General features: G+C 62.2%; 21 protein-coding genes and 1 pseudogene. 12 read left to right on the forward strand and 10 right to left on the reverse strand.

Annotated features, from left to right (window positions below; genetic code table 11):
- Positions 1–670: pseudogene (locus EBB56_RS21930) on the reverse strand (hypothetical protein); the annotation flags it as partial.
- A gap of 637 nt (positions 671–1,307) precedes the next feature.
- Between EBB56_RS21930 and EBB56_RS15655 the strand changes: the two are divergent.
- The 3 genes from EBB56_RS15655 to EBB56_RS15665 all read left to right on the forward strand — a co-directional run bounded on the left by EBB56_RS15655 (position 1,308) and on the right by EBB56_RS15665 (position 5,582).
- Positions 1,308–2,633, forward strand: a complete 1,326-nt coding sequence (locus EBB56_RS15655) for an MFS transporter (protein WP_124804774.1) — start codon at positions 1,308–1,310, stop codon at positions 2,631–2,633.
- A gap of 296 nt (positions 2,634–2,929) precedes the next feature.
- The gene (locus EBB56_RS15660) at positions 2,930–5,314 is read left to right on the forward strand and encodes an arylsulfatase (protein ID WP_221621201.1); all 2,385 of its coding nucleotides are present in this window, start codon (positions 2,930–2,932) and stop codon (positions 5,312–5,314) included.
- A 70-nt stretch (positions 5,315–5,384) separates the two neighbouring features.
- Positions 5,385–5,582, forward strand: coding sequence for a hypothetical protein (locus EBB56_RS15665; protein ID WP_124804775.1), 198 nt, complete (start codon positions 5,385–5,387; stop codon positions 5,580–5,582).
- Between the two features lie 61 nt (positions 5,583–5,643).
- Here the strand turns inward: EBB56_RS15665 and EBB56_RS15670 are convergent, their stop codons facing one another.
- Positions 5,644–6,441: a M48 family metallopeptidase gene (locus EBB56_RS15670; protein ID WP_045993710.1), complete on the reverse strand. Its 798-nt coding sequence runs from the start codon at positions 6,439–6,441 to the stop codon at positions 5,644–5,646.
- Between the two features lie 215 nt (positions 6,442–6,656).
- Here EBB56_RS15670 and gdhA point away from each other — a divergent pair, with 215 nt between their 5' ends.
- Positions 6,657–8,009 carry an NADP-specific glutamate dehydrogenase gene (gene gdhA, locus EBB56_RS15675; protein ID WP_045993711.1) on the forward strand — a complete coding sequence of 451 codons (1,353 nt, stop codon included), beginning with the start codon at positions 6,657–6,659 and terminating at the stop codon, positions 8,007–8,009.
- A gap of 231 nt (positions 8,010–8,240) precedes the next feature.
- Complete coding sequence (locus EBB56_RS15680) at positions 8,241–9,017, forward strand: hypothetical protein (RefSeq protein WP_124804776.1); 777 nt, start codon at positions 8,241–8,243, stop codon at positions 9,015–9,017.
- A gap of 122 nt (positions 9,018–9,139) precedes the next feature.
- On the opposite strand, the gene EBB56_RS15685 is transcribed toward EBB56_RS15680, so the two are convergent.
- The gene (locus tag EBB56_RS15685; protein ID WP_108133392.1) at positions 9,140–10,846 is read right to left on the reverse strand and encodes a potassium/proton antiporter; all 1,707 of its coding nucleotides are present in this window, start codon (positions 10,844–10,846) and stop codon (positions 9,140–9,142) included.
- Positions 10,847–11,034: 188 nt separating this feature from the next.
- On the opposite strand from EBB56_RS15685, the gene EBB56_RS15690 reads away from it, so the two are divergent.
- The gene (locus EBB56_RS15690; protein ID WP_052704430.1) at positions 11,035–12,261 is read left to right on the forward strand and encodes an ABC transporter substrate-binding protein; all 1,227 of its coding nucleotides are present in this window, start codon (positions 11,035–11,037) and stop codon (positions 12,259–12,261) included.
- Between the two features lie 25 nt (positions 12,262–12,286).
- Here EBB56_RS15690 and EBB56_RS15695 read toward each other — a convergent pair whose 3' ends face one another.
- Both EBB56_RS15695 and EBB56_RS15700 read right to left on the reverse strand, forming a co-directional pair.
- Entirely contained in the window at positions 12,287–13,066 is a 780-nt protein-coding gene (locus EBB56_RS15695) for an alpha/beta fold hydrolase (RefSeq protein ID WP_124804777.1), read from the reverse strand.
- A gap of 214 nt (positions 13,067–13,280) precedes the next feature.
- A complete protein-coding gene (locus EBB56_RS15700) occupies positions 13,281–13,970 on the reverse strand; it encodes a 7-cyano-7-deazaguanine/7-aminomethyl-7-deazaguanine transporter (protein ID WP_108133390.1) in 690 nt (229 codons plus the stop codon).
- A gap of 711 nt (positions 13,971–14,681) precedes the next feature.
- Between EBB56_RS15700 and EBB56_RS15705 the strand changes: the two genes are divergently transcribed.
- Positions 14,682–15,011 (forward strand): metalloregulator ArsR/SmtB family transcription factor, encoded by a 330-nt coding sequence (locus EBB56_RS15705; protein WP_045993715.1) that lies wholly within the window; start codon positions 14,682–14,684, stop codon positions 15,009–15,011.
- A gap of 175 nt (positions 15,012–15,186) precedes the next feature.
- Here EBB56_RS15705 and sohB read toward each other — a convergent pair whose 3' ends face one another.
- Entirely contained in the window at positions 15,187–16,218 is a 1,032-nt protein-coding gene (gene sohB, locus EBB56_RS15710) for a protease SohB (protein WP_124804778.1), read from the reverse strand.
- 143 nt (positions 16,219–16,361) lie between these two features.
- Here sohB and EBB56_RS15715 point away from each other — a divergent pair, with 143 nt between their 5' ends.
- A complete protein-coding gene (locus EBB56_RS15715; protein ID WP_045993717.1) occupies positions 16,362–16,670 on the forward strand; it encodes an SCP2 sterol-binding domain-containing protein in 309 nt (102 codons plus the stop codon).
- Between the two features lie 41 nt (positions 16,671–16,711).
- On the opposite strand, the gene nudC is transcribed toward EBB56_RS15715, so the two are convergent.
- The 4 genes from nudC to EBB56_RS15735 are packed head-to-tail and all read right to left on the reverse strand — an operon-like array spanning position 16,712 to position 19,471.
- Entirely contained in the window at positions 16,712–17,488 is a 777-nt protein-coding gene (nudC, locus tag EBB56_RS15720) for an NAD(+) diphosphatase (RefSeq protein WP_124804779.1), read from the reverse strand.
- The gene (gene dnaQ / locus EBB56_RS15725; protein WP_108133387.1) at positions 17,488–18,264 is read right to left on the reverse strand and encodes a DNA polymerase III subunit epsilon; all 777 of its coding nucleotides are present in this window, start codon (positions 18,262–18,264) and stop codon (positions 17,488–17,490) included. Before dnaQ ends, nudC begins: the two co-directional genes overlap by 1 nt.
- Positions 18,265–18,311: 47 nt before the next feature.
- Positions 18,312–18,746, reverse strand: a complete 435-nt coding sequence (gene rnhA / locus EBB56_RS15730) for a ribonuclease HI (RefSeq protein WP_231498692.1) — start codon at positions 18,744–18,746, stop codon at positions 18,312–18,314.
- 23 nt (positions 18,747–18,769) lie between these two features.
- Positions 18,770–19,471, reverse strand: a complete 702-nt coding sequence (locus EBB56_RS15735; RefSeq protein ID WP_231498691.1) for a class I SAM-dependent methyltransferase — start codon at positions 19,469–19,471, stop codon at positions 18,770–18,772.
- Positions 19,472–19,679: 208 nt separating this feature from the next.
- Between EBB56_RS15735 and gloB the strand changes: the two genes are divergently transcribed.
- The 4 genes from gloB (at position 19,680) to EBB56_RS15755 (ending at position 24,851) form a co-directional block, all read left to right on the forward strand.
- Positions 19,680–20,447, forward strand: a complete 768-nt coding sequence (gloB, locus tag EBB56_RS15740; protein ID WP_045993722.1) for a hydroxyacylglutathione hydrolase — start codon at positions 19,680–19,682, stop codon at positions 20,445–20,447.
- 74 nt (positions 20,448–20,521) lie between these two features.
- Positions 20,522–21,715: a transglycosylase SLT domain-containing protein gene (locus tag EBB56_RS15745; protein ID WP_045993723.1), complete on the forward strand. Its 1,194-nt coding sequence runs from the start codon at positions 20,522–20,524 to the stop codon at positions 21,713–21,715.
- A gap of 45 nt (positions 21,716–21,760) precedes the next feature.
- The gene (locus EBB56_RS15750) at positions 21,761–23,587 is read left to right on the forward strand and encodes an extracellular solute-binding protein (protein WP_108133385.1); all 1,827 of its coding nucleotides are present in this window, start codon (positions 21,761–21,763) and stop codon (positions 23,585–23,587) included.
- Positions 23,588–23,777: 190 nt separating this feature from the next.
- Positions 23,778–24,851, forward strand: a complete 1,074-nt coding sequence (locus EBB56_RS15755) for a microcin C ABC transporter permease YejB (protein WP_083970510.1) — start codon at positions 23,778–23,780, stop codon at positions 24,849–24,851.
- Position 24,852: the final 1 nt, after the last annotated feature.

Here is a 24,852-nt window from a genome sequence, read left to right on the forward strand (position 1 = left end):
CCAGGCCTAGAGAGACGTTGAACGCCAAGACGCCTCTGGAGGTATACGCGGAGGTTCTCCAGAAGTCAGTGCCCGGATCTCCGGCACTCCAATAGTGTTGCGCTTGTAGGTTGAGACCGCCGGTTTCCTCCATGTGTTGTTCTGGAGCAAGGTTCAGTGCTTGTGATGCCTTACGATATAAAGCTGGCAGGTCATCGCTTCTGCCCGAGCACTCCTCTCCATCCACCTCTTCTATGATGTGCTTGCAGACACTTTCAATTAGGGACTTGGCCATTGTGATAGCACCCTCAGGGTCCGATGTTCTTCGAGACAACGTCTTCTGCCATGCTATATGAACATGGGTTGAGTCAAAGTTTTCGAGTGTATCGGTAATAGCCATATCAGATGGAGCACCTACTTGCTCCAGCTTGTCGAGGAGGGGCCTAAACTCGCTCCAGATGAACTGTCTTCTCGGTTCATACTGCTCGATTTTCTTGATGAAGCTCCAGAGCTGGCTTGGTGAACGGCATGTCTTAACCATTTGAGGAACAAGCTGCGCTATGCTTGGGTCATCTAGCAAAGCGGCTCGAATCTGAGAGTATTCGAAATCGCTAGCATCACCACCTGTGGCACGGGCCACCATCATGTTTTGCATCGATTCAGCATGTTCCAGCAAAAGCTGTCTATCCATGTTCTTGTCCTTCAACCCCATTGATCCGACGTCTAGCTTTCTCCCAGAGGCACTGTTATGACCTCTCGCTCTACGCGAATACCTACAGTAGCGCTGGACGATGGTTACCGCCAAGCTCCAAGTACGAACTCATTGCTTCTGTTACAGGAAAACGCTACATTGAGGAGGAATCAACACAGCCAAGCTGCTGATTTTAAATGGGTTTTCGGGTTGATGAGGGCGATCCCTGTCCCTCCGCCACCTCGAATCCAGAAGGGGATCAGTCGAAAGACTGATCCCCTTCTTCGTTTCTGCCCTCTTCCTTCAACAGCTCCCTGCCTGTCGGCACGCCAGTCCTTCGACGGTCTCGAGGCGCTGCCCCGCCATGGTCCTGCACACATGGTTCTTCACACCAGTGACTGCACACCAGCTACTGCACATCTGGTTCTGTACACCAGGCCCCCCAGCAGCAAGGTGTGTTCACCGGTTGTCGTGAAAAGGTCACCGATTGTCGTTGATGGATTGGCGACAACGCCGCAAATCGTGCACCCTGCTTGCATCTGTTGCTCCAGGCAGCACGACAGGGACGAACCAGACACGATGCATCAAGGCGCCAGATAACTACAGGTGGTGCAACGTGCATGTCGGAGGAGCTAGCATGAGGTCTCTTTCCAGCACCGGTTTTGCGATTTTCGGCGCGGCCCTGGTCGCCATCAGCTACGGACTCGCCCGTTTTGCCTTCGGCCTGTTTGTCCCCCAGATTCGCGATGAGCTGTCGCTGACGCCTGATGCCATCGGCATCATCGGCGCCCTTCCCCTGATCAGCTTCCTGCTGTCCACGGCGGTGGCGCCTTACGCCACCGATCGTCTTGGTGCCCGCTACGCAGCGGTACTGTCCGGGCTTTTCGGTATCGTCGGCCTGGCACTGATCAGCCGTGCGGCCGATGCGACCATGCTCAGCATCGGGGTGTTCGCCTGCGGCATCTGTACCGGCCTGATGATGCCCGCACTCACCGCCGGGATGCAGGCGCTGGTGAGACGCTCACTGCATGCTCGTGTCAGTTCGGTCATGAATGCGGGAACCAGTATCGGCGTGATCGTCGCCGTGCCAACGGTACTGTTCATGGCGGACGCCTGGCGACTGGCCTATCTGTCCTTCGCCCTGCTGACGGTCATCGGCGTGTGCGCTACCTGGCTGTACCTACCCTCGGTGTCGCGCATCACGCCTTCCAACGCCGCCGACCCACCTGCATTGCGTGAACTGCCGTGGTCACGGCTCGTGAGGCTCACCCTGTTTTCCTACGCGATGGGCTTCATCTCGGCCGCCTACTGGATCTTTGCTCCGGACCTGGTGGTGACCCTTGGCGGTCTGTCACCAAGCGCCACGGGGTGGCTGTGGCTCGCCGTCGGCATCGCCGGTCTCGGCGGTGCGGTGGTGGCGGATCTGGCCGACCGCAACAATCCGCCCATCACCCAGGCCTTAATGCTGACCATGCTGGCGGCAAGCCTGGCATTGCTTGCCGCCAGCCCCGCCCAACCCGTGCTGGCGGCATTCTCCGCTCTGGTCTTTGGCCTCGCCTACATGAGCTTGACGGGTCTTTACCTGATGACCGGCATTCGCCTGCTGCCCGGGCGCCTGGCGATGGGGCCGGTGCTGCCTTTCATGGCCGTGTCGCTCGGCCAGGCCACCGGCTCGCCGGTCATCGGCGAATTGCTCAATGTCTTCAGCTATGCCGAGGGGTTCGCCATCTTCGCGTCAATCGGCATCCTGGTTGCCCTGCTGTCGCCCTTGTACCCAGGCCATATTCATCAGGTGGGCGATGAAGAGGTGGAAGATCCTCCGGGCCTCCAGTCCGCCTACGATCTACAGCTGCAGAACGAAGCGGGCGAGCCACTGGAGGACCCTGAATACTTGGCTGGAGAAGACCCACGAGATGAGCCGACCGCCGGTCTTGAACACAGCCATAAAGAAGAACGGGGCTGACCCAAGACGCAGCTCCCAAATAGCGCCAAGCCCGGCATAAGTCATGCCCCTGCCAGGACCATGCGGCAATCCTGACCGGGGTCAATCACCCTAGATAACGTCGCGTCATCTCTCCTCGGTGTTATCGCCGCCGATAGCTCGGCCTGCTGTGATGAGTGACCCATAATTTCGGAACGAGTCGCCACCGAAACACAGCAACGATTGTCGCCAGGGACACGCCCGTCGAGCCAGCGTTTCCATGCGCAGCAATCCGCTATCGAGGAAGGTGTGTCATGCAGAGGTCCGTGCAAAGGTCCATGCAAGTCATGGTCGGCGTCCTCGCCGGCCTGGTGCTGCTCTCTCCCGTATCGGGCCCGGTTGGGGCAAGCCAGTCCGAGACCGGTCAGCCCGAGACGGACGGAGCGTTATTACCCTTCGCCCCCGCCCCCATGCCGAGCGATGTACCACCTCGCCTCCAGGACGCCACCATGCAGTGGCCGGACGAGCCGTCCCACCTGCCGGAAGACGCCCCCAATGTTCTGATCGTCATGCTGGATGATGTGGGCTTCGGGGTGTCCGAGGTCTTCGGTGGCGAAATCAGGATGCCAGCGCTGTCGCGCCTGGCCGATGAAGGCATCGAGTACACCGGCTTTCATACCACGTCCATCTGCTCTCCCACGCGGGCGTCCCTGCTGACCGGTCGCAATCATACCCGGGTGGGCTCCGGTACCATTGCCGAACGGGCGGTGGCCTTCGACGGCTATACCGGCGTGATTCCGAAGAATGCCGCCACCATGGCCGAGGTGCTCAAGCAGTACGGCTACCACACCGCCGCCTTCGGCAAGTGGCACAACACCCCGGCGGTCGAGACGACAGCGATCGGCCCCAAGGATCGCTGGCCCACCGGCTATGGTTTCGAGCACTTCTACGGCTTTCTGGGGGGCGAGACGTCTCAGTGGGAGCCACGCCTGACCGTGGACACCCTGCATGTCGAGCCCCCCGAAGACGATCCCGACTACCACCTGACCGAGGACCTGACCGACCAGGCGCTCGCGTGGCTCGCCGACTACCGGGCCTTCGATCCGGACAAGCCGTTTTTCATGTACTGGGCGCCGGGTGGGGCCCACGGCCCCCATCACGTTGCACCGCAATGGGCCGATCGCTACGACGGCCAGTTCGACGATGGCTGGGATGCCTACCGCGTGCGCACCCACCAGCGACAGCTCGAGATGGGCATCATTCCGCCGGGCACAGAACTCACGCCACGCGACGACAGCCTGCAAGGGTGGGACGAGATTCCCGAGAGCCAGCGCGACTTCCAGACTCGCCTGATGGAAATCTACGCCGGCTTCGTGGAGCACACCGACAGCCAGGTCGAGCGACTGCTCGAGGGCATGGCGGAAATGGGGCTTAGAGACAATACCCTGGTCATCTACATCGTCGGGGACAATGGCTCCAGTGCCGAAGGCCAGCACGGCTCGATCAGCGAACTGCTGGCCCAGAACAATATCGGCAGCAGTGTCGCCCAGCAGCTAGAGGTACTGGATCGCATGGGCGGCCTCGATGTTCTCGGCAGCCCCCAGACCGAAAACATGTACCACGCCGGCTGGGCCTGGGCGGGCAGCACTCCCTTCAAGGGCACCAAGCTGCTCGGTGCCTATTTCGGCGGGACCCGCAACCCCATGGTCATCTCCTGGCCCGGCCATATCGCACCGGATGAGCAGGTACGTCACCAGTTCCACCACGTGGTGGATATTGCCCCGACCCTCTACGACATTCTGGACATCCCGCTGCCGGACGTCGTCAACGGCTACCCGCAGATGCCGATGGACGGTATCAGCCTGGCCTACACCTTCGACGACGCCGATGCCCCCGGACGCAAGCACCACCAGTTCTTCGACAATAACGGCAGTCGAGGGCTCTACCTGGATGGCTACTTTGCCGGTACCTTTGGCCCGCTGGTTCCCTGGGATACCTCGAGCGCGGCACAGCGGATCGCCGACTGGGATTCCGCCGAAGATGTGTGGGAACTCTACGACCTGCGAAGCGATTTTTCCCAGGCCAGAGATCTGGCCCACGCTCAGCCTGAGCGACTGGCCATGATGAAACAACGCTTCATGGATATCGCCGAGGACAACAAGGCCTTCCCCACCGGTGCGGGCAACTGGCTTCGCGTCCACCCCGAGGACCGGGTCAAGACGCGCTACGATCACTGGACCTTTACCCAGACAACTCAACGCATGCCGGAATTTTCGGCCCCCGGCGTTGGTCGCCAGAGTACCCGGGCCAGCCTGCGTATCGACACTGGCCAGGGCGATGCCGAGGGCGTGCTGTATGCCATCGGAGGTGCCGGCGGCGGGCTCAGCGTCTATCTTGATCAGGGCAGGCTGACCTACGAGTACAATATGCTGCTGATGGAGAATACCCGCATTCACACAGCCGCCCTGGCTCCGGGCAGCCACGACATCGTCATCACCACCCGGATCCCGGTGCCCGGTAAAGCCGCGCAGGTGACGATCGAGGTGGATGGGCAGACCGCGGCGGAAGGTCAGGTGCCCACGACGGTTCCCCTGGCCTTCAGCGCCAGCGAGACCTTCGACGTGGGCCGCGATCTGGGGTCCCCCGTCTCACGCCACTACGCAGAGCGACGCCCTTTCGCCTTTGGCGGCAAGATAGAAGCCTTTACGATCGAGCTGCTCTAATTGGTGAGGCTTTCGAACTTTACGTCGGCAATCAGGGTCATACCCGTGAACTATGCCGAGATGGATGGACATGAAGCATTATCGTGTGGAGAGTTATCAGACAAGAACGATGAAGCGCACTCGCTGGGCGGTGGTGGCATTTTCGGATTCCTCTCCCAACGCCTCACGGCGGGTGGTCTCTCGCCACGATGGACAGGACGAAGCCAGGGCCGCCGCCGCGGCCCTGGCCTTTGAAGACAAGCTCGGTCGAACGCCTACCAACGTCTGACCCACCTGTTGATCTGATTTTCACGCCGTATTACCGAGCGCAGGCACTTTTCAGACAAGCCCTAGCAGCGGCTGGGCGAAACGCCTCTGTAAACCTCCTTGGCCTGCACCATCTCGGCACGCAACCCTTCGATACGTGACTGATGCCCCGGATGGGTGGACAGGATCTCCGGCGGTTGATCACCGCCAACCGATGCCATGTTGCGCCAGAGGGCGACGCTCTCGCCGGGATCGAATCCGGCGCGCGCCATGATGGCCAGCCCCATCACGTCGGCTTCGGACTCATGGGCACGACTGAACGGCAAGGCGATACCGAGCTGGCTGCCGATGCCCAGCGCCTGGAGCAAGGGCTCCTGACCCACGTCGCCCTCGCTCATCAGTCCTACCACCAGCAGCACGGCCTTGATGCCCAGTTGCTGGGTCAATCGTTCGTTGCCATGGTCGGCGAGCACATGGGCGATCTCGTGACCGACCACCGCCGCCAGCTGGGCGGGCGTCTGAGCGACCTGCAACAGCCCCGAGTGCACGCCGATGCGCCCTCCCGGCAAGGCAAAGGCATTTGGCGAGGGATTGTCGAACACGACCACCTGCCAGTCGTCAGGCATCTCGACCTTGGGATAGACGAGCCGCGCGGACTTGATCAAGGCGTCGCTGACACATTGAACCTCGGCCTTGATGGCGGCATCGGTGGAAAGCGGTAGCTGGCTTCGCATCTGCTCAAAGGCGTCACCCCCCATGTCGCTCATCACAAAGCCAGGCACCAAGGCAAGTTGGCTACGCCCGGTGGGTGTCTCGTCGCAGCCCCCCAGCCCGACGGCCAGCAATAGCGTCAGTACCACGGGAAAATAGGATCGTTTCATCGAGCCTGACCTTTTCATGAAAAGCTGCTGGGCGACCATCGCCCTATCGTCTGAATGATGCCGTTTGTCACGGTGTTTGACTACGGCCGACGTCAGACGCATCTGGAATTCGCCATAAAGCGCATCCTGCTGTCTGACCAGCCGCCCCACTCCTATAGTGAACGAGCCAGCGACGGCACAACGCCGAAGGAAGCCTCAAGAAAGGAGACGCGGCCGTGGATTACCTGCACAACACTCTGGAAGGGCTGAAAGCCACCAGTCCCGCCCAGGCGGAGTTCTATGCCGCTGCAGAGAAGATCCTGGCGTCCCTGAGGCCCCTGCTCGAGTCAGACGCCCGCTACCTCGAGCACGCCATCATCGAGCGACTGGTGGAGCCCGAGCGCCAGCTGATGTTTCGCGTCTGCTGGACCGACGACAACGGCAAGATCCAGGTCAACAAGGGGTATCGTGTCCAGTTCAACTCGGCTCTCGGCCCCTACAAGGGGGGCCTTCGCTTTCACCCCAGCGTCAACGCCAGCATCATCAAGTTTCTCGGGTTCGAGCAGATCTTCAAGAACGCTCTGACCGGGCTCGCGCTTGGCGGCGCCAAGGGTGGCGCCAACTTCGATCCACGCGGACGCTCCGACGGGGAAATCATGCGCTTCTGCCAGGCGTTCATGACCCAACTGGTGGATCATCTTGGGCCCACCGTGGATGTCCCTGCTGGCGATATCGGCGTCGGCGCCAGAGAGATCGGCTACCTCTATGGCCAGTACAAGCGACTGACGCGACGTCACGAAGGGGTGATTACCGGCAAGGGGCTGGACTGGGGCGGATCGCTGGGCCGCAAGGAGGCCACCGGCTACGGCGCCGCCTACTTTGCCCAGCACATGCTGGCAGCCCGGGGTGAAGAACTGCGCGGCAAGACCTGCCTGGTCTCCGGCGCGGGCAATGTCGCCATCTATACCATCGAGAAGCTCCATCAGCTGGATGCCCTGCCGGTCACCTGCAGCGATTCCGGTGGCTGCCTCCACGACCCGGACGGCATCGATCTGGAGGCTCTCAAGCGCTTGAAGGAGGTCGAGCGCGTCTCGCTTGAAGGCTACCTGAAGGATCACCCCCGGGCCCGCTTCATTGCGCTGGACGACTACCCCGCCGACGGCCACGCCGTCTGGCGCATCCCTGGCCAGGTCGCCTTTCCCTGCGCGACCCAGGGCGAGGTCACCCTGGCCGACGCCGAGGCGATGCTCGCCAATGGGCTCGAGTGTCTATGCGAGGGGGCCAACCTGCCGACCCTGCCGTTGGCGGTGGACCGTCTGCTGGAGGCCCGCATCGCCTACGCCCCCGGCAAGGCGGCCAACGCCGGCGGCGTCTCCACCAGTCAACTGGAAATGGCGCAGAACGCCAGCATGCAGATCTGGCCGCTGGAGAAGGTCGATGCCCACCTCCAGGCGATCATGGCCAATATCCATCGCTGCTGTGCGTCCACCGCAGAGGAATTCGGCGAGCCCCACAACCTGGTGCTGGGCGCCAACATTGCGGGATTCAGGCGCGTCGCCAATGCCATGATCGACCAGGGGGCCTGGTAAATCCTGGGACAGGTTTGTCCGGGGGACGGTTGGCAACAAGGCCCCTGCCGATCTAACCGCCGGCAGATAAGCACAAAAGCGCATATTACATGCAAGACCGACTACACTATGCCGAAATAGCAATCGAGCCCGCGTTGCAGGGGCTCTCTCATCGGCTGGGGGAATGTCGGGATGCATCAGGGAAGAGTCAGGATTCGGGGCGGCGAGCTCTGCGAACAGAATGGCCTGAGGGTGAACGTTCCGTTAGCCAGCAGATCCGTTGGTGCCGCGCTGCTGATCGGCACACTGGCGATCAGCCCCGGCGTCCTGGCCGAGCAGGAACTCGGACAGGCCGCCTCCGACCCCACTGCACCACTGATGAACTTCCAGCTACAGAATTCCTGGAGCCCGGAAGTCCACGGCACCAATGATTCACAGAACATCGTCCAGTTCAGAACGGCGCTGCCCTACCGGCTGGCGGGCCACCAGCACATCTTTCGCCTGACGGTGCCCTCACTGACCGAGGATCCCGGCGGTTCCACCGGCCTTAGCGATTCTACGGTGTTCGACCTCACCACCTTCGAACACTCCTGGGGTCGTTCTGGCTTCGGTGTGGTCGCCCTTCTGCCGACCGGCGGTGAGCATCGTGGCGCCGAACAGTGGGGTCTGGGTCCGGCGGTCGGGTTTGCGGCCTCGCGGGGCTCCTTCCTGTATGGCGCCTTCAACCAGAACATCTTCAGTGTCGCCGGTGAGGACGATCGCGAGGACGTCAACCTGAGCATCCTGCAGCCCATCATCAATCTCGGGCTCGGCCAGGGCTGGTCAGTGGGCACTTCGGAGATGAACATCACCTACGACTGGGAGCACAGCGACTGGAGCAGCCTGCCCGTGGGTGGCCGACTCAGCAAACTGGTAAAGCTGGGAGACTCCCCGCTGCAGATCAGTGGTCTGTATGAACACAACTTCGCCGACGACTACGCCGTGCCCGAAGACCAATTTTCGCTGCAGTTCAAGTTGCTGGTGCCCTGACGGGCTCTTCCAGGGCATCTTGGCAAGGGGCTTTCTCGACAGACCCCGCTCGATAATTTCCGCCCGGTTATTTCCGCTCGATGCTTTCCGCTCGATTCTTTCCGATACTGGAACGCTGCGCCTCAGTAGAGGCGCAGACCCACACGGGTGATATGGTTGCCTTCCATCTCGCTCACCACCCAGTGGATGCCATGCCAGTCGACGTCGTCGCCTACCACCGGATGCCCGCCCAAGCGTAGTCCCATGAATTCACCCAGTGTCAGCGAGGCCTCGCCGGGGCTCAGGGTCAACGCATAGGCATCGGCCACATCGCCCATCCTGGCGTCTGCATCCAGGGTGAAGGTGCCGAAGAAGGCGCGCTGCTGGCGATGCTTGGCGTCGCCGTTGAACAGCCGGTTCAATGCTGGCAGATCGTCGCTCTTGCCGATGACACAGATGATATCGTCGATGCGCAACTGTGTACTGCCCTTGGGGTGCAGCATCACGTGCTGGCGGAACAGGGCAGAGATCAAGGCACCTGAGGGAAAGCGCAGCAGCCGAATCGGGACGTCTTCGAGATCGGCATTTTCGACCTTGTAGACGAACATCTCGAAGTCGTTTTCAGGCAGGATGCCAAGTGGCCCCCGATGATTGGGAGTGGCACTGTCCGGCACCATGACCTTCATGCGGCGTGCCATCCAGGGCAAGCTTCCGCCCTGGATCAACAGCGACAGCAACACCACCGCGAAGGCCACATTGAAGTAGAGGCCGGCTTGCTCGACGCCACCGATGACAGGAAAGATCGCCAGCACAATGGGAACGGCACCGCGAAGCCCCACCCAGGAAATGAACCCTACCTCTCGCCAGCGGAAATGGAAGAACGGCTTGAGCGTCAGCACCACCGCCAACGGACGCGCCACGAAGATCAGCGCCAGGGCCACCACCGATGCAGGCAACAGCACCTCCAGCAGTGCCGAAGGTGTCACCAGCAAGCCAAGCACCAGAAATAGCCCGATCTGACTTAGCCAGGCCAGTCCGTCATGCACCGGCAAGATGAAGTTGAGGTGCCGCCCCGGCTGATTGCCGATCATCAATCCGGCCAGATAAATCGCCAGGAAGCCGCTGCCCCCCAGGGCACTGGTCAAGCCAAAGACGCAGAACCCCAACGCCAGGGCCAGCAGCGAGTAAAGTCCCGGTGCAAGATCCACATAGCGCAGCAAGCGACCGATCAGCCAGCCCGCGCCAAGCCCGATGGCGATGGCCATGGCGAACTGCTGAACAAAGAACAGCAGCATGTCCATGGGGCCACCGAGGTCCCCCACCAGCGCCTCGACCAGCACCAGGGTGAGAAAGATCGCCATGGGATCGTTGGTGCCGGACTCGATTTCCAGGGTGGCGCCGACCCGTTCATTGAGGTTGAGCCCTCTGCCACTGAGCATCGAGAAGACCGCCGCAGCGTCGGTAGAACCGACGATGGCCCCGACCAGCAGGCCCTGCAGCAACGATAGATCGAAGACCCACATCGCCAGCAGACCGACCAGACCGCTGGTGATGAAGACCCCGACGGTAGCGAGCCCCAGGGCGGGTTTGAAACCGACACGAAAGGTCTTGAGCCGTGTCCTCAGGCCACCATCCAGCAGGATCATCGCCAGGGCGAGATGGCCGATGACAAAGGCCAGCGAGTAATTGTCGAAGTCGATACCCAGCAGGCCGTCTTCACCCGCCAGCATGCCGAGTATCAGGAACAGCACCAGCAGTGGCACACCGGCCAGAGCGGAAAGCCGACTGGCCAGCACACTCAGCGCAATCAGCGTTCCACACAGAAGAAAGAGACTATTGATCGAATCCATGCGCATCCCTTGCAACGTTCATCATGATTGTCTCACGCCCGGCCCCACGCCGCGATCTGTCGAGTGTAACGTGATTCATCGAGCGCACTTCGAATTACCAGGATGTTGATGGATGCCGCTGGTGAACGAAGCTCGCCCTTGGATACACTAGCGCGCTGGTACGAATGCCTGACCCATGGAGATTGTTGATGCCCAAGTCGTCGCCCAGGCAACACCGGCTAATCCGGCTTGCGGGCTTGAGCTTGCTGCTGGCAAGCCTCGGCGCGTTGCCCCCTGCCCTGGCCGAGCCGGAGGCGCCCGCTGAAGCCGCAGCGCAGCAACAGGCAGCGCCGCCCCTTGCCCAGGAGCAACAGGTCGAGACTTCTTCCGAGCAGATTGGCGGAACGCCCCCTACAAGCGCCGAAGCGGCGGTGGTGAGCGATATCCTCGAGCGCTACCGTGGATTGCCTGGTGGACCCGGTATCGACACGCCCGCGATGCCGGTGGCACCGTCGGCCACGGCGGCTCCTGCCGATCCGATCGCACCGCCACCGGTCACCGAGCTGACTCTAGTGCTGGAATGGTCACCCGGGCCGCAGCACGCTGCCTTGCTGGTGGCTCAGGAGAGGGGGCTGTTCTCGCGGCGCGGACTGAACGTCGTGCTGCAGACCCCCGCCGATCCCGACGTACCTGCCAAGCTGGTGGCGGCATCCCAGGCGGATCTGGCACTGACCGACCAGCTGACCCTGCACCGGCTGGTGGACCAGGGGCGCCCCATCATCAGGGTAGCCACCTTGAGCGAATTGCCACTGTCGGCGCTGCTGGTACGCGAAGATGCGGACATCGACTCGGTGCTGGGACTGATCGATCACCGGATCGGCTACGCGCAGCGCGCGGGACAAGACGTCTTGCTCAGGGCCATCCTTCAACACGAAGGATTGAACCTGTCCCATGTCGAGGCCAAGGACGTGCACTTCAGCGTGATACGCGCGATGAACGAAGGCTGGATCGATGCCTTTATCGGCGGCGCGGCACTGTCTCTGCCGCGAGAGCTCGCCGATCTCGGCATCGCTACCCGCGCCATGCCGACCGAGACACTGGGTATCCCGGTGCATGACGGCCTGGTCGTCGTGGCCAACCAAGACCACTTTCAGGCACAGAAGGACGCCATTCGCGCCTTCGTCGACGCACTGGAACAAGCCACACGCTGGATCATCGACCATCCCGCCGCGAGCTGGGAGATCATGACTCGACTCGAGCCGACCATGGACAGCCCCGCCAATGCCGAGGCCTGGCCCGACATCAGGCGCCGACTCAGCCTGCGCCCCGGCGCCATGGATCACGGCCGCTATCGTCGCCTGGAGCGCTATCTACATGACCAGAAGATCGTCGAACGCTTGACCCCGATCTCGCGCCTGGGCAAGGACCCCGGCTAAACCACAGACGCCTTGATTGCAGTGGCTAGTCGTCCAGAGAGGCCAGAAACTCGGCCACTTGCTCCTGAAACTCCTGCGCCCGCTCGGTGTGCAGCCAGTGACCAGCGTCCAGGGTCTTGACTTCGGCCCTGGGCAGGACGGCGCGCAGCGACTCAAGCAGGTCATCGGCGACGTAGTCGGAGCGACTACCGCGCAACACCAGCGTCGGCACATCGATGCTTCCTTCGCCACCGGGCGGTGCCATGATCTGGCCGTAGCCGGCTTCGATCGCATCGAGATTGACCCTTAGGCGTAGTACGCGATCGTCGTCGCGCACCAGATTGGTAGCCAGAAACATGCGGGTGGGCTTGTCGTCGATCACCTCAGCCATCAAGGCATCGGCTTCTCGCCGGTCGGTGGGCTCACCCTGCTCGACACGCCGCAGTGCGCTGAAGACGCTATCGTGCCGGTGTTCATAGGCGACCGGCGCGATATCGGCAACGATCAGCGACGCCACCAGCTCAGGATGCAGCCTGGCCAGGGTCATCACCACCTTGCCGCCCATGGAGTGGCCAAGCAGGTGCCCTCTGGTGACGCCGCAGCGGTCCATCACCGCTGCCACGTCCTCGGCCATCTGGGCATAGTCCATACCCTCGGCATGAGGAGAACGGCCATGATTGCGAAGATCCAGGGCGATCACACGGCGCTCGCCCGACCACTGTTTGACATGGGAGCGCCAGTTGTCGGCGCTACCCAGCAGGCCATGAACGATGACCAATGGCTCTCCCTGACCACCACTGTCCGTATATTCCAGGGAAACCGTCATAGCTGCACTCCTTTGAGCGATCGAAGGTTGGTAGAGAGCCGGTAGAACGTCGTGCTTCACGACACCAGCATAGTACTGAACGTGCCAGGCGGGGCGCGGAGCCAGGCAGCAAGCACAGCCAGAGCAAACCAAGGCGGGGCTAGATCGGGACCAGAGCAGAACCAGATCGTAACACCGGCCCAGCAGGCTCAACCGCCGGGGATCGAGGCCCTTATCAGCGTCCCTCTCCCCGAGCGACCTGCTCCGGCCAGACGTCCTGACTGCCGGTCACCGCCACCAGTCGCTGGCTCAGATAACGCAGCAGCACGCCGTACAGGGGCAGGAAAAAGACCAGACTGATCGCAAGTTTGATGGCGTAGTCGACCGCTGCGATTTCTGGCCAATGCTGCGCCATGAACGGGTCAGGACCAGCCTCGAAGGCGATGGAGAAGAACGCCACGGTATCCACCAGATTACCGACCAGGGTCGACGCCGCCGGCGCCACCCACCAGTGCTTGAGTCGCCTGAGCCGGTCGAAGACCTGCACGTCGAGCAATTGTCCAAGCAGGTAGGCCATGAAACTGGCCAGTGCGATCCGGGCGACGAACAGATCGAAACCATCGAACGCGGCAAGGCCAGCGAAGCCGCCCTGCGGGAAGACCACCGAGACAACGTACGACACCACCAGCGCGGGCAGCATCACGCGCATCACGATAGCGCGCGCCGGCCCCTTGCCGAACAGGCGTACCGTCAGATCGGTGGCCAGGAAGATGAAGGGAAAGCTGAAAGCGCCCCAGGTCGTGTGCAAGCCAAACACCGTAAACGGCAACTGGACCAGGTAGTTGCTGGCGGCGATAACGACGATATGGAAAACGACCATCAACGCCAGCAGACGACGGCGCTGTTCGAAGGACAGAGTGAACATCATGATTCCTTTTTCGCAAGGGGTGAGGGAACCCTGGGAACAACCACAATACGGCTACAGGCACGCCTGGCTGCGATACCTCTGGATGGCGCAAGATTTCGAGCCGTATGGCGATAAGTCTAACGCCACCGCGCGGGATGCAAATTTTGCGGCAGAAATTATACGAGACAAGCCTGCGCCTTGCCAGCACTCCCTTGCTCGCCCCCTTCCCCTTTACCCACAGGCCACCCCGGGTAGACGGGCAAAATCAGATAACTGCAGATCCAGGCACCAGATGTGCCATACAGGATACCTAGAGAAACCTGATATTGCACAATATTGTCAGTCTGCTAAATACAAATACAAGAAACAACGCGATGGACACACTTTGAAAAACTTATTATCTAATTCTGCCGAAACGGTCACAAACACGCGTTTAAGACGCGTTTACTTCAACAATGCGCTATTATTGAGAAGTTTCTTAATCACTAACGGAAAGAAAGGCTTCGGCTTTCATCAGCGACCAAATGAAAGGAGTCCTGCGCCCCGGACCAACACTATTCCGAGGAGCCGGATACGCCGAATCCGACTAGCGGATCTCTTCGATGAGGATGACAAGCCATCCATGCACAACACCTCGATCCCTATTGCCGTCCATCTCGGGTGGCGCCTAGCGCCACGACGTCCAACGGGTGAAATTCGTGTCAGTCACCGCTGCAAGGGAGAGTGCTGATGAACAGCTCACAACGTGTTGCCGGCCGCCTGCTTGAGGGTGGAGATGCCGTGGTAGACAGAGCGAGCGGCCTGCTGAAAGCCATCGCCAACGACAATCGCCTAAGAATCCTGTGTCTACTTGAAGGCAACGAGCTGTCCGTGACAGAGCTCAATCAACGCCTGAGCCTGAGCCAGTCGGCCCTATCCCAGCACCTTGCCATCCTCAGGCGAGCCGAGCTGGTCAGCACTCGGCGCTCCTCCCAGACCATCTACTACTCACTGCAAGGCGACAGCGCGAGCATCATGATCGCCGCCATCGTCAAGATGAACGCAGCCAACGACGACTGAAGCGCGACCACAGACTCTGGTCAGGCGCTTCGCACCCGATAGCCCTCGCTGGAGGGCATCGGGCTCGCTCGATGGACAGAACGACTTGGACAGGCGGAGCTGGGGCGGCTCAGGTCAGGCAGTATTGCGATCCAATATTGCGATCCAATGTTATGAACCGCGACGCACGCTTCGCCTACCGATGCTCCCAGCCGGACGCATCGACACGCTCTTCCACCCGGTCGAGCGCCTGCTCGACCATGCCAGAGGCGGAAAAACCAAGACGCTCGGCCAGTGATGGCACCGCCGCAAGCCTCAGGCTCAGCACCTTGCCACGCTCCATCGCCTTGCTGAGATAAGCTTCGCTGGTGGTGACCTCATCCGCCAACCCTCTGGACACGGCCTCTTCTCCGTACCAGACCTCGCCGGTGGACACGGCGTCGATATCCACGCCGGAGCGGCGCTGGTCGACGTAGTCCTTGAACTTGGCATGGATGGCGTCGAGGTCCGCCTGCAGCTTGTCTCTGCCTTCCTCGGTGTTTTCGCCCAGCACGGTGAGCGTGCGCTTGTAGCGCCCGGCGGTCACCAGCTCCACATCGACGTCATGGCGCTTGAGCAGGCGGTGGACATTCGGGATCTGGGCCACCACCCCGATGGAGCCGATTACCGCAAACGGGGCCACCAGGATGCGTTGTGCGTTGCACGCCATCAGGTAGCCGCCGCTGGCCGCTACCTTGTCCACGCAGACCGTGGTCTTGAGCCCCCCCTCGGTGAGCCGGTGCAGTTCCGCCGCACCCTGCCCATAGGTGTGGACCAGGCCTCCGGGGCTCTCCAGCCGAATGACCACCTCGTCCCCTTCCTTAGCCACACCAAGCAGCAAGGACACTTCGCGAGCCAGGCGGTCCACGCCGCTGGCCTTGAGGGTGCCATGAAAATCGATCACCCAGGTGGTGGCGTTCGATGCCACGCCTTCGTCCTGCCTGGGCTTGGTATCCCGACGCCACGGCCAGCGCAGACGAGACCGCTTTTCTGTGCCTGTCCTGGCTTGTACCAAACGCTCACGCCACTGACGCTGACGCTGACCCAGGTCCTCGATCCTGAGTTGCTCCCTGGGTACACTGCCGCCACCCTTGGCCCGGGCAAGCACGATCAGCGCCAACAGCACGACCCCTGCCACCAGCAGCAGCTGAACAAAAAAGGTCAGGATCTCACCCAGCCAGTCTTCCATCGCTCTCTCCCTGTCAGCCGGCACGATTCTGCAAAGACCTGGACCTTGACGGTCATAGGCCCTGAACGGCGCCCGGCCTTGATTGAAACATTCGTTTGAAATACGCTGCCTGACAGCGACTCACACAACTGCAAGGAATTCTCATGTCACAGACACTCGATACGCTACGCTCTCGCTTCAATCCCGACGCTGCCCAGGGCATGCACGAGATCTTCCAGTTCCATTTCAGCGATACCGAGGATCACTATGTCGTCATCGACGATGGTGCACTGGACATCCAGCAGGGCGAGCACGACGATCCCTCTGTCAGCCTGAGCATGAGCAGCGACACCCTCAAGGGCATCATGACCGGTGATATCAACGGCATGACAGCCTTCATGACCGGCAAGCTCAAGGCGACCGGCAATATCATGCTGGCGACCCGCCTGACCGAGCTGTTTCCCGAGAAGTAATGCTCAAATGGGCAGTGGCTCCTCCTCCCGGCGACTGCCCGTCAGGACCGACCGTCACGCACCTCAGACAGGTGCAACTCGATCAACTCCCGCGAGATCGAATAAAGCGGCGGCAACTGCGGTAGCTGCCGTGGCGAGAACCAGGCGGCGTCTTCGATCTCGTGGCCGTCGATCACGATGCGTCGGCTTGCCGCCTCGACCAGATAGCCCAGCATCAGGGAGTGGGGAAATGGCCAGGCCTGACTGCGAATATAACGCAGCCGCCCCAGCTTCAGACCGACCTCCTCGTGGACCTCGCGATGAACCGCCTGCTCCGCCGACTCTCCCGGTTCGATGAATCCTGCCAGGGTGGAATAGCGTCCGGGTGGAAAACGCGGGCTACGAGCCAGCAACAGCGACTCCCCATGGGTCACCAGGGTGATGATGCAGGGCGAGATGCGCGGGTAGTTGCGATGGCCGCAATTGTCGCAGTGCATCGCAAACTCGTGTTCCAGACGCCTCGCTTGGCTGCCGCAACGCCCGCAAAACCGGTGATTGCCCATCCAGGCACCCACCTGCAGCGCCGTTGACACCAGCCCGTACCATGACTCGGGCAACCTCGACAGCCAGCTACGGCCGTCTGGCCAGTCGGCGCCTGGGCTGTCTTCAAGACGCAGCCCCACCGGCTCGTCCGACCACCAGCACAACGGCTGAACACGCTCATCCCAGGGCTCGACCGGCCCCAGCGGCGTATTGTCCAGGCCAGGCGCCATACAGCCTTTCGACAGGCGAATGATACGCCCCGACTCGACACCTCTTGGCAGCTCCCGATGCAGCATCAGACACCGTCCTGCGTGGCGCTGCCGGGGCCGGCGTAGACAGGGTCCAGGTCGTCCCAGCGACACTCACCTGCCTTGCCACGCACCTTGTCGAGCTTGGCCAGATGGGCAGCCATCTCCTGCTCTGTCGGGCGTACCACACTCAGCCGCCCCGGCTCCAATGACAGCCGACGCACCGAAAGCTCGCCGGGCACCGCCGCCTGCTGGTCGCTGTCGTTGCCCGCATCCAGGGTCAGGGCGGTCTGCCCACCGGTCATCGCCAGATAGACGTCTGCCAGGATCTCGGCATCGAGCAAGGCCCCGTGCAGCACGCGGTGACCATTGTCGATATCGTAGCGCTTGCAAAGGGCGTCGAGGCTGTTGCGCTGCCCCGGGTGCAGTCCCCGTGCCATGGTCAGGGTATCGAGGATACGACAGTGATCCTTGACGGGCCCTGCATATAGCTCGGGGTGGGTGGCCTTCAACAGCTTGAATTCGTGGTCGATGAAGCCGACATCGAAGGGCGCGTTATGGATGACCAGCTCGGCCCCGCGAATAAACTCCCAGAAGTCGGCCGCCACCTCGGCGAACACCGGCTCATTGGCGACCCGCTCGTTGGTGATGCCGTGGACACCGATCGCCTCGGCATCGATCTCACGCTCGGGGTTGATGTATTGATGGTAGGAATTTCCGGTCAGACGCCGGTTTATCATCTCCACGGCGCCGATCTCGATGAGACGGTGGCCGTCGCGCGTCTCGATACCGGTGGTCTCGGTATCCAGTACAATCTGTCGCATTCTGGGTCCCTGAAGTCGGATGGGCTGTGGGGTGTGGGCCGACGGCGTCAGGCGCCTTCCAGCAACTCGTCGATGGCCTCGTTGACCAGGGCGTCGGCGGCCTCGTTTCCAGGGTGGCCGCTGTGCCCCTTGACCCAATGCCAGCTGACCTGGTGTCGGCGTGTCTGCTCATGCAGCTCGCGCCACAGATCGGCGTTCTTCACCGGCTGCCTGGAAGCCGTCTTCCAGCCACGCTTGATCCAGCCATGGATCCATTCGGTGATGCCCTTGCGCAGATACTCCGAATCTGTCCAGAGATCCACGTGACACTCGCGCTTGAGCGTCTTCAGCGCCATGATCGCGGCGGTCAGCTCCATTCGGTTGTTGGTGGTATCACGCTCGGCGCCCTTGAGCGACTTGCGGTGATCCCCGCTTTCCAGCAGCGCTCCCCAGCCGCCGGGTCCGGGATTGCCGCGGCAACCCCCGTCGGTGTAAATGGTCACGACAGGGAGTGAATCGGGAGTGGTCAACGCATTGCTACCTTCTTCTGCTTGGGGGTCTGCCGCACACTGGGCTCGAGCCTGGTGGTGCCGAGTGCGGTGTTACCGACCGGCAAGCCGAACAGCGGGCGTTTTCCCTGGGTACAGGCCAGCTGCGAGCGGCAGCGAGCCTGGATGATATAACAATCGCCCAGGGGCAGGTTGTGGCGCCGGCCAAGGGTCTCCAGCATGCCATTGCCACCGGCGAGCCCCGGCAGGCGAAATCGGCAGTAGTCTACCCGCTCGATCTCGAAGTCGACAAACTGAAGCCAGTCCTTCATCGTCCGCGGCGTTCGCCATACGCCCTGCCCCGGCAGCTGCCGCCGGCGGCGAGGCCGAACCCTCATCAAGCCCGACGATGACAGCGGAGACCAGCCGAGCAGCACCAGTCGCCCCTGCGGCGAGACCACCCGGGCGGCCTCCTGCAGAAGCTGGTGGGGGTGGGACACCACCTCCAGCAAGTGATTGAGCACCACCACGTCCATCGCCCCATCGGGCAGAGCCAAGCGCTCAGGACGGCAAACCAGCGTGCTGGAACTTTCCGCCAGCTCCCTGGTCGGAGACCACCGTATCCAGTGGCGCACCGCGCTCATGTCGGCCAGTGGCTCGGCCAGTGACATTTCAAGACCGTGCTGGCCGCACCAGCGTTCGGCCAGCGGGCCCAGGCAGGCTCGTTCGGAACGCCGCACGGCGCATCCGCTGTCACTGGACCAATAGCGTCGAGCGTGCCGCACCAGGCACGCGAGCTCCATCGGCTCCGACGCATTTGACATAGTGGACCTGTGCCTCCAAAGTGTCTGATTTTGCAAGGCGAAAAAACGAAGTTTACTGAAGTCTGCGCCGGCCGCCCAGCTAGATGCTGCCCGCTCAAGGCTCGCTCCGAGGACCCTGCCGACCATGTTAAGCGTGACACCGATTCCAGCCTTTAGCGACAACTATATCTGGCTGCTGCGCCAGGATTCGAGTCAAGAGGTCTGCGTCGTGGATCCCGGTGACGCCGAGCCTGTTCTGCGCTTTCTCGAACGTGAAGGGCTGAGCCTGGGATGCATCCTGCTGACCCATCACCACCATGACCACACCGGCGGCGTTGCCGAACTGATCCAGCGCTATTCGCCCCGGGTGATCGGGCCGGACAACCCCGAGATCGCAGGCGTCGACGAGATCGTGCGTGACGGTGACGAGTTTCGCGTCATGGGCCGCCTGTTCGAGGTGATGGCGGTGCCTGGGCATACCTTGGACCATCTGGCCTTCTTTACCGCAGGCATCCCGCCGCTGCTGTTCTGTGGGGACACCCTGTTCAGCGGTGGCTGCGGACGCCTGTTCGAAGGTACCCCGGAGCAGATGAAGGGGTCCCTCGACCGACTGAATTCCCTGCCGGCGGATACACTGGTATTCTCCGCGCACGAATATACATTGGCCAACCTCGCTTTTGCGAAGGCGGCCAACCCCGGCAACCCCGACGTTGCCACCGCCTTCGACGAATGTCAGAAGGCACGAGATCTGGACCGACCCACGCTGCCTACAACGATGGAACGTGAGCGCCGCATCAATCCCTTCCTTCGTTGCGATGATGAAGATGTCAAGCGCGCTGCCTCAGCCCATGGGTCGACCGATAGCACGGACGCCACCTTTGCCACGCTAAGAGCCTGGAAGGATTCCTTCTGAACGGCTCGGCGTCCTGAACCATCGTCCCACAGGACGCCCGCGATAAGCATCGCGGGCCAGGAGTTTCTGTACGCATGACATTTCACACGACCCGTAGACGACTTCTTGGCGCGGCCAGCAGTCTGGCCCTCCTTGGCTCGTTGATGGCCGGTGCCTATACATCCCAGGCCTCGCCACTCCCCCCCGGTGGCGCCATGCCATATGGCGGAACCAGCGCTGACGCAAGCGCCGCGCCTTCGCATCAACACCTGACTCGCCACTTCTGGGATGCCCTGGAACTCGAGCCGCAGGATGCCTGGACAAGTCTGAGGGCGGATTTCCAGTGGCAGGACCAGCCGGTCAATGCCCGCGTGCAGGAATGGATCGACTACTACCAGGACAGCCCCCATAACGTGGCGGAGATCACCGAGCGCGCCCGCCCCTGGCTCGCCTGGATCACCCAGCAGGTCGAATCACGTGGTCTGCCGGGCGAGATCGCGCTGATCCCCTTCGTCGAGAGCTCCTTCGATCCCAAGGCACGTAGCCACTTTGGCGCCGTCGGACTGTGGCAGATCATGCCGCGTACCGGTGACGCCCTCGGCCTCAAGCGCAATGGTGCCTGGGATGGCCGCAATGATGTCGTGGCCTCCACCCGCGCCGCCCTGGACTACATCGAGATGCAGGCGGATCAGTGGTACGAGGGCGACCTCCAGTTGTCACTCGCGGCATACAACGCCGGCGCCGGCACCGTCAACAATGCCCGCCGTGCGGCGCAGGCCCGCGGACTCGCCGGCGACTACTGGGATCTCAACCTGCCCTCGGAGACCATGGCGTACGTGCCGAAGCTGATGGCCATCTCGCGGATCATCAATGATCCCGAGCGCTATGGCGTCAACCTTCCGGAGATCAGCGGCTCGGCGGCCTTTGCCAAGGTCTCGGTCACCGCACCGATCTCGTTGAACAAGGCAGCCGCTCTGGCCGGAGTGACCACCCACGAGCTGAGCGAACTGAACCCCGGACTCAAGTCGCGCAACGTCAACCCGCGTCACACCCGTCAGATTCTGGTGCCGGCAGAGAGCGCCGCCACCCTGCGCAATGCCTTGAGCAACCTGGGGCAGATCGAAGTGGCCAGCGCCTCCGACGAGACCCATGTCGTCGAGAGCGGAGACACCTTGAACCGCATCGCCATGCTTCATTCCATCTCGCCTCGGGACCTGGCACGCTGGAATGGCATCGACAACCCGCAGGCTCTTCAACCCGGTCAGCAACTGACACTTTCCGGTCGGTAAAGCGGGCGCCACGGTGGCGCCCCTCAGGACAAGGACTCCACCGCCATGCGACAGGTGGCAATTGGCGCCTGCCTGCTGGGCGCCCTGCTGGCGACCGCCAGCGAGGCCGCAGACGTTTCCAGCGTGCCCACCGTGCACGCCCTTCCGCTCTATGGTGAGCCGGCCCTGCCGGCTGACTTTCGCCACTTTCCCCATGCCAATCCTGATGCTCCGTCAGGCGGTGATTTGATTCGCGCCGCCCAGGGCAGCTTCGATTCGACCAATCCGTTTATTGTTCGTGGCACGCCAGCCTCTGGCCTTACACAGATCTACGACACCCTGCTCGAATCGAACCCGGGAGAGCCCTTCACCATGTATGGGCTCCTGGCCGAGGGTATCCGCCTGGACCCCGAACGGCGCTGGGTCGAGTTCGACCTGCGCCCCGAAGCGCGCTTCCATGACGGCGAACCCGTGGACGCCCAGGACGTGGTATTCAGCTTCGAGACGCTGACCACCAAGGGGCAGCCCTTCTACCGCGCCTACTACAGCGATGTCGACAGCGTCACCGCCATCGACAGCGACACCGTGCACTTCGACCTCGGTGACAGCGAAAGCCGTGAACTGCCGCTGATCCTGGGCCAGATGCCGATCCTGCCCGAGCACTACTGGCGTGATCGCGACTTCGAGGCGGTGACCCGCGATTCGCTGCTCGGCTCCGGCCCCTATCGGATCGCCGAGGTCGATCCGGGCCGCCGCATCGTCTACGAGCGCGTCGACGACTACTGGGGTAGCGAGGTACCGGTCAACGTCGGCCGACACAATATCGGACGGCTGATCTACGACTACTATCGCGACCAGACGGTGGCACTGGAGGCCTTCAAGGCCGGCAATCTCGACTTCCGTCTCGAGAATTCCGCGAGCAACTGGGCCACGGCCTACGACTTCCCTGCGCGCGAGCAGGGCTTTGTCAGGCAGCTTCAGGTCCATGACGGCCAGCCCGCCGGCATGCAGGCCTACGTCATGAACCTGCGCAAGGCCAAGTTTCAGGATCGCCGCGTGCGCGAGGCGATCACTCTTGCCTTCGACTTCCCGTGGCTGAACAGAAACCTGTTCTACGACGCCTATGCGCGCACCGACAGCTACTTCGAGAATTCCGAGATGGAAGCCACCGGCTTGCCGTCCGAAGACGAGCTGGCACTGCTCAAGCCCTTCCGCGACCAGCTGCCGGAGAGCGTCTTCAGCGAGCCACTGCCGATGCAGCAGCCCCAGGAGATGCGTCCACGCCTGAGGAAGGCCCTGGAACTCCTGCGTGAGGCCGGCTACGAGGCCCGTGACGGGGTAATGATCGACCCCGAGAATGGCGAGCCACTGCACGTCGAGATCTTGCTTTACAGCACCCAGTTCGAGCGCATCGCCCAACCGCTGCTGCGAAGGCTGGCCCGACTGGGGGTGCAGGGCAATATCCGTACCGTCGATGTCAATCAGTACCTCAATCGTCTGCGCAGCTTCGACTTCGACATGGTGGTGGGCAGCTTTCCGCAGTCCTTGAGTCCCGGCAATGAACAGCGTGAGTTCTGGGGCAGCGAGTATGCCGAACGCCCCCAGAGCCGGAATCTGATCGGCCTTCAGGATCCCGTCATCGACGCTCTGGTCGATCGCCTGATCGCCGCCGACTCGCGCCAGGCACTGGACACCGCCGCCCAGGCGCTGGACAGAGTGCTGCGCTGGGGCTTCTACGTGGTCCCGCAGTTCCATCTGGCCGCCCACCGCATCGCGGTGTGGGACAAGTTTGCCTGGCAGGAGCCCTTCCCCGAGTACACGCTGGACCTGAGCGCCTGGTGGGTAGACCCTGAACGCGAGGCGGTCATCGAGGATCGTCAGCGTAGCCGTTGATTCAACGGCGGCCAAAGGGCGCTGTGCTGTGGTAAGAAGGTCAAAGATTCAGAGGGCAGGCGCACGTGTCCAGCCCGAACGGCAGGCCCGACCACGCCGGCGGCCCTGATACAGAAAATGTTTCTGGTGGTGCGAAGCGTCGTGCGAAACGACGCTTCGCCTTGGCAAACCCAATCCTCAAGGAAATGCCGTGGGTGCCTACGTACTGCGCCGTCTGCTGCTGATGATCCCCACCCTGCTGGGGATCATGCTGCTCAACTTCATCATCGTCCAGGCCGCGCCGGGCGGGCCCATCGACCAGTTGCTGGCACGTTTCGAGGGCTTTTCCAGCGAGGCCAGTACCCGCCTGCAGGGCGGTGGCGGCGAGACCATCGATAGCGGCGAGTCTCGCGGCAGCCGCGGGATCCCCGAGCAGTTCATCACCCAGCTTGAGCAGCAGTTCGGCTTCGACAAGCCGGCCCATGAACGCTTTATCGACATGATGGTGGACTACGCCACCTTCGACTTCGGCGAGAGCTTCTTTCGCGGCGAGGCGGTCACCACCCTGATGTTCGAGCGACTTCCGGTGTCGATCTCGCTAGGTCTGTGGACGACCCTGCTGGTGTATCTGGTGTCGATCCCGTTGGGGGTACGCAAGGCCCTGAGACACGGCTCCGCCTTCGATGTCTGGACCTCCGGCCTGGTCATCGTCGGCTACGCCATTCCCGGCTTCCTGTTCGCTATCCTGCTGATCGTGCTGTTCGCCGGCGGCAGTTACTTCGACGTCTTCCCGCTGCGAGGGCTGACGTCACCGGACTTTTCCGAGCTCAGCGCCTGGGGCAAGGTCAAGGACTACCTGTGGCATATCGTGCTGCCGGTCAGCGCCTCGGCCATCGGCAGCTTCGCCACCCTGACCATGCTGACCAAGAACAGCTTTCTCGACGAGATCCACCGCCAGTACGTGCTGACCGCCCGTGCCAAGGGTGCCAGCGACAGGCGGGTGCTCTATGGCCACGTCTTCCGCAACGCCATGCTGATCATCATTGCCGGGATGCCGTCGGCGCTGATCGGGATCTTCTTCACCGGCTCGCTGCTGATCGAGGTGATCTTCTCGCTCAACGGGCTGGGCCTGCTCGGTTTCGAGGCGGTCATGCAGCGTGACTATCCGGTGATCTTCGGCACCCTCTACCTCTACACCCTGATCGGCCTGATACTCAAACTGGTATCCGACCTGACGTACGTCTGGGTGGATCCGCGCATCGACTTCGAGACACGGGAATCCTGAT

The sequence above is a fragment of the Halomonas sp. YLB-10 genome, assembly GCF_003856855.1.
In the GTDB taxonomy this organism is placed as follows: Bacteria; Pseudomonadota; Gammaproteobacteria; order Pseudomonadales; family Halomonadaceae; genus Halomonas; species Halomonas litopenaei.